Origin of the sequence: Gilliamella sp. wkB178 (genome assembly GCF_001690705.1) — a bacterium.
GTDB lineage: Bacteria > Pseudomonadota > Gammaproteobacteria > Enterobacterales > Orbaceae > Gilliamella > Gilliamella apicola_K.
Window position 1 is genome coordinate 579,790 of sequence record NZ_LZGK01000011.1, and the last position, 8,645, is coordinate 588,434.

Annotated in this window: 6 protein-coding genes; 2 read left to right on the top strand and 4 right to left on the bottom strand. The window is 42.3% G+C overall.

Translation table 11 applies throughout. The annotated features are described in order from the left end of the window. Window positions 1-74 precede the first annotated feature (74 nt). Window positions 75-947 carry a LysR family transcriptional regulator gene (locus tag A9G13_RS04215; protein WP_218059142.1) on the bottom strand — a complete coding sequence of 291 codons (873 nt, stop codon included), beginning with the start codon at window positions 945-947 and terminating at the stop codon, window positions 75-77. 121 nt (window positions 948-1,068) lie between these two features. On the opposite strand from A9G13_RS04215, the gene A9G13_RS04220 reads away from it, so the two are divergent. Continuing rightward, window positions 1,069-1,743 carry an NADPH-dependent F420 reductase gene (locus tag A9G13_RS04220; protein ID WP_065556349.1) on the top strand — a complete coding sequence of 225 codons (675 nt, stop codon included), beginning with the start codon at window positions 1,069-1,071 and terminating at the stop codon, window positions 1,741-1,743. Between the two features lie 52 nt (window positions 1,744-1,795). Next, a complete protein-coding gene (locus tag A9G13_RS04225) occupies window positions 1,796-2,584 on the top strand; it encodes an SDR family NAD(P)-dependent oxidoreductase (RefSeq protein ID WP_065556350.1) in 789 nt (262 codons plus the stop codon). 195 nt (window positions 2,585-2,779) lie between these two features. Here A9G13_RS04225 and A9G13_RS04230 read toward each other — a convergent pair whose 3' ends face one another. The 3 genes from A9G13_RS04230 to A9G13_RS11160 all read right to left on the bottom strand — a co-directional run. Then, entirely contained in the window at window positions 2,780-4,363 is a 1,584-nt protein-coding gene (locus A9G13_RS04230; protein WP_065556351.1) for a hypothetical protein, read from the bottom strand. Window positions 4,364-5,259: 896 nt separating this feature from the next. Next, complete coding sequence (locus A9G13_RS04240) at window positions 5,260-6,651, bottom strand: hypothetical protein (protein ID WP_065556353.1); 1,392 nt, start codon at window positions 6,649-6,651, stop codon at window positions 5,260-5,262. Window positions 6,652-7,960: 1,309 nt separating this feature from the next. Continuing rightward, window positions 7,961-8,645 (bottom strand): hypothetical protein (locus A9G13_RS11160; protein ID WP_176701933.1); only part of this gene is annotated, 685 nt, incomplete at its 5' end.

The window sequence follows — 8,645 nt, forward strand, 5'->3', positions numbered from 1 at the left end:
AAGGCGATTAAATCGCCTTTTTTTATAACTAAATGACCAACTTGAAAATTGTTGATCTGAATTAAAATCGAGTGTTAAAAATCCGAACTCAGCACAAAATCAATAAACAAACTCAACTTTGGTAAACGTTGAGCATCGGCCGTATAAAGCAAATGCATTTTTTTAGCTGGTGGTAAATAACCTTGTAAAATTGGCAGTAATTTTTTTTGTTTGATTAAGTCGGCAAGCATAAATTCCGACAACATAGCAATCCCTAAACCTTCAACGGCCGCCACAGCAAGCACTGAAGCATCATTACTCTTAAATGCCCCGGTAATAGGAATTTGCACTAATTTACCATTAATAGTAAACGGCCAAATATTATCATTACCATTAATATTAACATATTGGTAAATTAAACATTGGTGATCCTTAAGGTCATCGGGTGTAGAGGGAATACCATGCTCAGCCAAATAACTAGGCGCCGCGGCAAAAATAGGTTGATAAGGGCTAAGTTTACGGGCAATTAAACCCGAATCATTCAATTCACCAACCCGAAAGGCAATATCAAACTCCTCTTTAACCAAATCGACATAACGATCACTAAGTTGCACATCCACATTAATTTGCGGGTAGCTTTGCATAAAATGACTAATTAAAGGGATTAATGTAAAGCGCCCAAAACTCACTGGCGCACTAATCCTAATTCTTCCCTTTGGTTCCTCACTAAACTGTTGTGCCAATGTCTTGGTCTTCTTTACTTCGCCAAGAATAACCAAACAACGGTCATAATATTGTTTACCAAATTCAGTTAGCATTTGTGAACGCGTGGTGCGATTAAGTAATTTTAAGCCTAAATGATTTTCTAAAAAGGCAATATATTTAGCCACCATTTGCGGGGAGGTATTTAACGAAATCGACGAAGTAGCAAACGAACCTGTTTTAACCGTTAATACAAATGCTTCCATACATCTAAATAAATCCATATTAATAACTCTCAGTTGTTAATAAATCAATTATAACTATATTTATTATCTTTTAATTTACAAAGATAATACACCATGGTTGTCCTAAATAGGAAATATTTCAATGAAAAAGATTGGCATAATTGGCGCTGGATTTGTTGGTCAGGCCTGTGCAACTCTATTTATGCAGGCTGGTTACCAAGTCATGTTAAGTAATTCAAGAGATAAAAACACACTATTTAGTGTAGCTAGAGGTATAGGTTGTGAAATTGGCTGTCAACAAGAAGCTATTGAATTTGGTGATATCATCATGGCTGCAATTCCATTCATCAACTATCCACAACTGCCAACTGAAATGCTTGCCAATAAAATCGTTCTTGATACCATGAACTATTATCCTAAGCGTGATGGACACTTCCAACAATTAGATAATTATGAAATCACAACCAGTGAATTAATTGCAAAGCATCTAAATAAATCTAAACTTATCAAAGTGTTTAATGCTATTTTGGCAAAAGATATCGTTAAAGATGCAAAACCAAACGATAAATTAAATAGACGTGCAATTCCAGTTGCAGGAGATGACTTATTAGCTAAACAAGTAATATTTGAGTTACTCGATCGTGTGGGTTTTGATTATGTTGATGTCGGCTCTTTATCTGCAAGCTGGAAATTTGAACGAGCTAAACCAGCTTATTGCTTCCCATTTAACCGCCAACAGTTACAAAATGCTTTAATGCAAGCACAAAGAGACATTGAGTTACCAGAAAACTCATGGAATAAGTTATTACAGAATTAAACAACAATAATTAATATTCATTTATAAAAACTCTAATGAAAGGTAAATAAACATGCAACAAACAGATAAAAAATATACCGTTATAACCGGTGCTAGTTCTGGAATTGGCTATGCTACCGCCCTTGCCTTTGCTAAACGCAACCAACATCTAATTGTAATCGCCAGGCGCCAAGAGCAATTAGACCAATTAAAACAAAAAATTGCCGCTATTAATCCCCAATTAGAAGTGGTAATTAAGGTATGTGATTTATCAAAACCAGCGAATGTACATGCACTTTTTCAACAACTAGACCAATATTTTATTGAAACTTGGATTAATAATGCCGGTTTTGGTAACTATGGTAGTGTTGGCGATCAGGACTTAAACAAAATAGAAACTATGCTGCACTTAAATATTGAAGCGCTAACCATTTTTTCCTCACTCTATGTGCGTAAATACCAAAACCAACCTGGCACCCAAATTATTAACATCTCATCACGCGGTGGTTACACCATAGTTCCGAATGCGGTCACCTATTGTGCAACTAAATTCTATGTTAATGCCTTTACCGAAGGCTTAGCCCATGAATTAAAACAAAGCCAAGCACAATTAACCGCCAAGGTGCTGGCGCCCGCAGCCACCCAAACTGAATTTGGTCAAAAAGCCAATAATACCACTGAATATGACTATGATAAGAGTTTTGCCAAATACCACACTGCAGAGCAAATGGCAGAATTTTTGCTAGCCCTATACGATAGTGACAAAACCATTGGCGAAATTAATACTAAAGATTTTTCATTTTCGTTAAAGGATAGCATCTTCCCATATTCCGGCGATCCTAAACAAAACCAAAAAAGTTAATACTTGTGTATACGCAAACGTATACCTCTCAGGAAACATCTTAACAATAATAAAAAAAAGCCAGCATTGATTGCTGGCTTTTTTATGCCGCGGCTCGGGTTGCCCCTGCCGCTGCAACCGTCCTTTGGTTGCTTAAACTTTATTACTCCTTATTAAATACCCGTGACTTAAGGATTAAGGACTAAGAACTAAGGACTAAGGATAGGCGCAAACCCCGCGGTAGGTGTCGGTGAAGCTGAAGGTGCGAACGGCGCCGTTGCTCGAGCGGACAGTATAGTTGCCGTCACGTGTCCGGTAGTAGTCGTTGACGAAGCCGGCGGCATAATCGCTCATGTAGCCCCATTCGGTGAACAAACCCGCACCAATATTACGCTGGTAATAATTAACAGTTGATGAAGGCGTGGCGCCCACTGCTCCTTGGCAATAAGAGCTCGAATTAATTCCCGAACACACCGCGTTAGTTAAGTCTTTGACCTGGGGTAGATGGTAGCCTAAACTACTACACCAGGATGATTGGTTATCATAAGCATAATAACCACTTCCGCGGTTGACGAACCAATGCTGTAACTTAAAACCATATTTTAATACCTCGTTATTACTACTATCTTTACCGACTAACACGAATGTCTGTGGCAAGGTGGGTCTAGCAATACTACCCGGTCTGGCTGAACTTTGTTGCGATCCTGTTGCAAACGGACCGGTGAGGGTGACGCGGATGTTATTAGCATCAGCGGGGGATGGCGTCATGGTGGCGGTAATACCTCCTTGGCTGACTGTTGGCCATGTCAATGTTGAACCATTAATACCACTTATGTCTAAATCAAAATACAGATTATTAGCACCGGTAGTCGGGAAGTTACGATAGTAACTTGATGATGTAGTTGACTGCGTCAGGAAGCCTTTAGTTGAGTTCCAGATAGTGGCGGGGCCGGCGTAGTTGCCGGTGCCTTGGTGAAGACTCGGCTGGGCGTAACAGATTGTAGGTGCGGCTTTAGGACTGATATAATAAGTGGCCGTACCACCGCTGAAACTACTACTATTAGGCAGCCCATACTGGGTGGTTAAACTACCAGCTGTACTGGTTAATACCACTTTATAAGGCGCTTTACATAAATCTAAGGTTTCACTACGACTCACGGCTTGGTTTAATTTATCGGTAATACTCAACCTTAAATCACCGCTAGCAGTAACACCATTAGCACCCTGGCCATCACCATCATCATCGCCCCAATAATTATAGGGCGCACCAATCAAAGTGTTTAAGGTGATTGAATCAGTATTGGTAGGCACTAGCATACCAATATCGGTAAAGCGCTGATTAGCTAATGGGAGTACTATGGGGTTGGCTGCGGTTGAAGTATTATCCGGTGTGTAGGTAGTTTGAGTAGTACCGTCGGAGATGGTAATACCTAACAGACCATCCGTAGTAGTAACCTTAGTTACCCCATTATCAAAGGTTAAATAGGGCTGAGTACCATGGATTACCTGGGCGGTAGTGGCGGACAACGCTTGGGTAGTAGTAGCATACGGCAACAATAACAACGGCATTAAGGCTAGACAATGCTTTAAGTCAAAACCTAAGTGCAGCGGGCGCTTAATTAGCGATAATGGCGGTAATGGTGTTAATGATTGTAGTAGCCGTAATGGTATTATTGAAGATAACGGCCGATTGAGGCGACCAAGTTGCCGATTATGCCGACGGTGCGGGGCTAAATTAGCTTCCAGTACCTGCCTTAATTTGGATATGCATGCATATTTTAATTTGGGCGCTGACGCCAAGGCTAAATCTGAGATTAAATCGGCGACTAAATTATAACTTCGGTGAAATGAGTCAACTACAGTGTGTTGAGATAGATTTTGGGCGTAAAGCTGCCAGTGCTTGTGTCTTGTGTCTTGTGTCTTCCAGTATAAGGCATGATGAAGATTCCGTCAAGTAATTTTATGTTTTATTTACACTTTTTCCATTCGAGTGCACGAAAAATAACCTCCGCACCACTCATCGCTAAAAGTATATCGCCTTGATAAAATTTAACTACTGTTTTGTTAAGTTTATTTGTAAAGAATAGTAAAGATGAACGATTATCCTTGCGGAATTGGCCATTTTTATACTGAAATATACCCCTCTCAGGAAACATCTTAACAGAAGCTAATTATTTAAATCGGTTAGGTTTCGAGCGTTTTATGGTTGGGTGATTATTTTAATTACGGTGCCGACGCTCGAGTAAGGGAATTTTAACGCGAAAATTCCCTTACAACCCAAACGCGGGCCTGCAGATGGTGGTCTACGACTGCCCTCCGCCTTCGCTTGGTCTTAACGCACCGGTCGTGATTTGTTCCTACAAAGCACTCCCTCGGCAAACCTCCCTGTTTGCCGTGCTAACCGCCCTCAGTTGTCGGCACCATCTAACGGCCAATTTAACACCAACACCTTAACACCCTAACCTATTGTTGAATTAACTGGTTGTTACTTCCCGCGGGGTGTGGGGAGATTGTTAAGAGGGATTCACACTAATCCCTCTTAACGCCTACGCGGCAGCGTGACTGATTAGCCGATTTTTATACTGAAACGTATACCTATCAGGAAACATCTTGACAAGCATAAAAATGCCAGCGTTGATTGCTGGCATTTTTAAAAAGCGGCTCGGGTTGCCCCTGCCGCTGCAACAGTCCATTGGCTATCTTTTTAAGACGCATATCCCGTACCCCTCGAAACGTGTGGCTTGTCTGAATTTAGAACCGGTATTTGAAGCAATAGTATATTGACCACCACCCCAGTACCAGGAATTATTGTATCCGGAACCTGCATAAGCGCTTACGTCCCCCCATTCGGTTAAGAAACCAGCACCAATATTACGGTGATAACTATTATCAGGTAAAACCCAGCCAGCAGAACTTGTGTATGCAGCGTTGGTGACGTCATCGTCTGATACCAAAACATAACCCAAATTATAACACCAATTTAACATTTTGCTTTTATTTTCCCAAACCGATCCGCGGTGAATAAACCATTTCTTTATTACAAAACCATAACTTAATACCTCTCTATTACTACTATCTTTACCGACTAACACGAATGTCTGTGGCAAGGTGGGAGTAGCGATACTACCCGGTGTGGCTGAACTTTGTTGGGCTGCTGTTGCAAACGGACCTGTGAGGGTGACGCGCACCGAAGAGGCACCATCAGGATTAAACTTAGAATCTACTGGTGGATTCAATGTCATAGTGGCAGTAATACCACCCTGACGAACAGTTGGCCAAGTTAAAGTTGAGGCATCAATACCAGTCACTAGTAAATCAAAATGCAGCTTATTGGCACCAGTAGTTGGGAAGTTACGATTGTAGTCTGATGGCGTAGTGGATTGCACTAGGAAGCCTTTCTCCGGGTTCCATATATCGGCCGGACCGAGGAAGTTTCCAAAATAGTCATGCTCTCTTCCTGCTGTAGCTGCCTCATTATTTTTACCGTAGTTAAGATTCGGCCTGGCGTAGCAAACTGTAGGCCCTGCTTTAGGACTGATATAATAAGTGACTGTATCTCCACTGAAATTACTACTATTGGGCAGCCCATACTGGGTGGTTAAACTACCAGCTGTACTGGTTAATACTAATTTATAGGGTGGCACTGAAGTACCACAAGTATTAAGAATAGTATCACGACTAACAACTTGACCGTTGCTATCGGTAATACTAACAGTTAAATCACCTGTAGCGGTAATACCATTAGCACCCTGACCATCACCATCATCATCGCCCCAATAATTATAAGGGGCACCAATTAGAGAGCTTAAGGCAATGGAATTGGTATTGGTAGGCACCAGCATACCTACATCAGCGAAACTTTGATTGGCCTCTGGAAGCTGTATTGGGTTTGCTGCGGTTGAAGTATTGGTTGCCGGAGTGAAGCGAGCACCGTTGGAAAGTTTAATACCTAATAGATCATCCGTAGTCGTGACCTTAGTTACCCCATTATCAAAGGTTAAATACGGCTGACTACCATGGATTACCTGGGCGGTAGTAGCCGACAACGCTTGGGTAGTAGTAGCATACGGCAACAATAGCAATGGCATTAAGGCAAAACAACGCTTTAAACTAAAACCTAAACGTGAATGGCGCTTAATTAATGATAATGATTGTAACTGCTGATTTTGGTTGCTGAATTGCCGACGGTGCGGGATTAAATCGCGGACTAAATTATCACTTGGGTGAAATGAGTCAGCTACAGTGTGCTGAGATAGATTTTGGGCATAAAGCTGCCAGTGCTTGTGTCTTGTGTCTTGTGTCTTCCAGTATAAGGCATGATGAAGATTCCGTCAAGTAATTTTATGTTTTATTTACACTTTTTCCATTCGAGTGTGCGAAAAATAACCTCTGCACCACTCATGGTTAAAAGTATATCGCCTTGATAAATTTTAACTACTATTTTGTTAAGTTTATTTGTAAAGAATAGTAAAGATGAAGGGATTTGCTTTATTTTTAAGCTGGGGTTAGGCTGAGTTTTATACTCAAACATACCCCTCTCAGGAAATATCTTGACATAGATTATTGTGATTTTATTATTTGAATTCGTTAGGTTTCGAGCGTTTTATGCTTGGGTGATTATTTTAATTACGGTGTTAACGCTCGAGTAAGGGAATTTTAACGCGAAAATTCCCTTACAACCCAAACGCGGGCCTGCAGATGGTGGTCTACGACTGCCCTCCGCCTTCGCTTGGTCTTAACGCACCGGTCGTGATTTGTTCCTACAAAGCACTCCCTCGGCAAACTTCCCTGTTTGCCGTGCTAACCTCACTCAGTTGTCGGCACCATCTAACGGCCAATTGAACACCTAAAAACCTATTATCTAAATGACTTAATACCCTAACCTATTGCAGAATGCTGTCGGTTTTTATTCCCCCGCTTAAGTGGTGCCGAGGGAGGTAATTGGCATAGAACAACCGGCAGGAAGCCGGGTGAGCCGTGGGCGCACAGGGAGGTGCGATACGCGGCGGTTCGTTAAGTGCCAATTAGCGAGCGAGGGTAGTCACGCAGTGACCACTACTTCCCGCGGGGTGTGGGGAGATTGTTAAGAGGGATTCACATCAATCCCTCTTAACGCCTACGCGGCAGCGTGACCAGTCCTACAAAGCACTCCCTCGGCAAACTTCCCTGTTTGCCGTGCTAACCTCCCTCAGTTGTCGGCACCATCCAACGGCCAATTTAACATCAACATCTTAACACCCTAACCTATTATTGAATGATTGGTTTTATGGGTGTTGGTTTTTATTCCCCGCTTAAGTGGTGCTGAGGGAGGTAATTGGCATAGAACAGCCGGCAGGAAGCCGGGTGAGCCGTGGGCGCACAGGGAAGTGCGCTACGCGGCGGTTCGTTAAGTGCCAATTAGTGAACGATGTTGGTAGCGCAAACCTCATATTCACAGTGGTCGTCGGGGGTGTTGCGAACGTCTGACACCTTGGCGCCGTCGGTCGAGTTGACACACCACATGTCCCGAGAGTTAGCTTTGGTGCTTGTCCAGTAGAACGCCGCGCCTCTGAAGTTTGTACTGAAGCCGCTACCGGTATAACTTGGCATGTAGCCCCATTCACTAAACAGTCCAGCACCGATATTACGTTGGTAAGTGCCTACAATAGCTCCGGATGAATTGCGGCTAGCGTTATTAGTTAACTCTTTGAACTCTGCCACATGATAGCCTAAACGGCTACACAAGGATAAAACGTGAGCATACTTATCACAATTGCTTCCGTTGTTGATGAACCACTGCTTTAAGACAAAGCCATATCTTACTACCTCTCTATAACTACTATCATAACCTACTAACACGAATGTCTGTGGCAAGAGGACAGTTTTAATATTAGAGTTCATATGTGGACCGTTGAGGGTGACGCGGATGTTATTAGCATTATCGGGTGATGGCGTCATGGTAGCGGTAATACCTTCTTGGCTGACTGTTGGCCATGTCAATGCTGAACCTTTAACACCACCTATGTCTAAATCAAAATACAGATTATTAGCACCGGTAGTCGGGAAGTTACGATTGTAACTTGATGGTGTAGTTGATTGCACT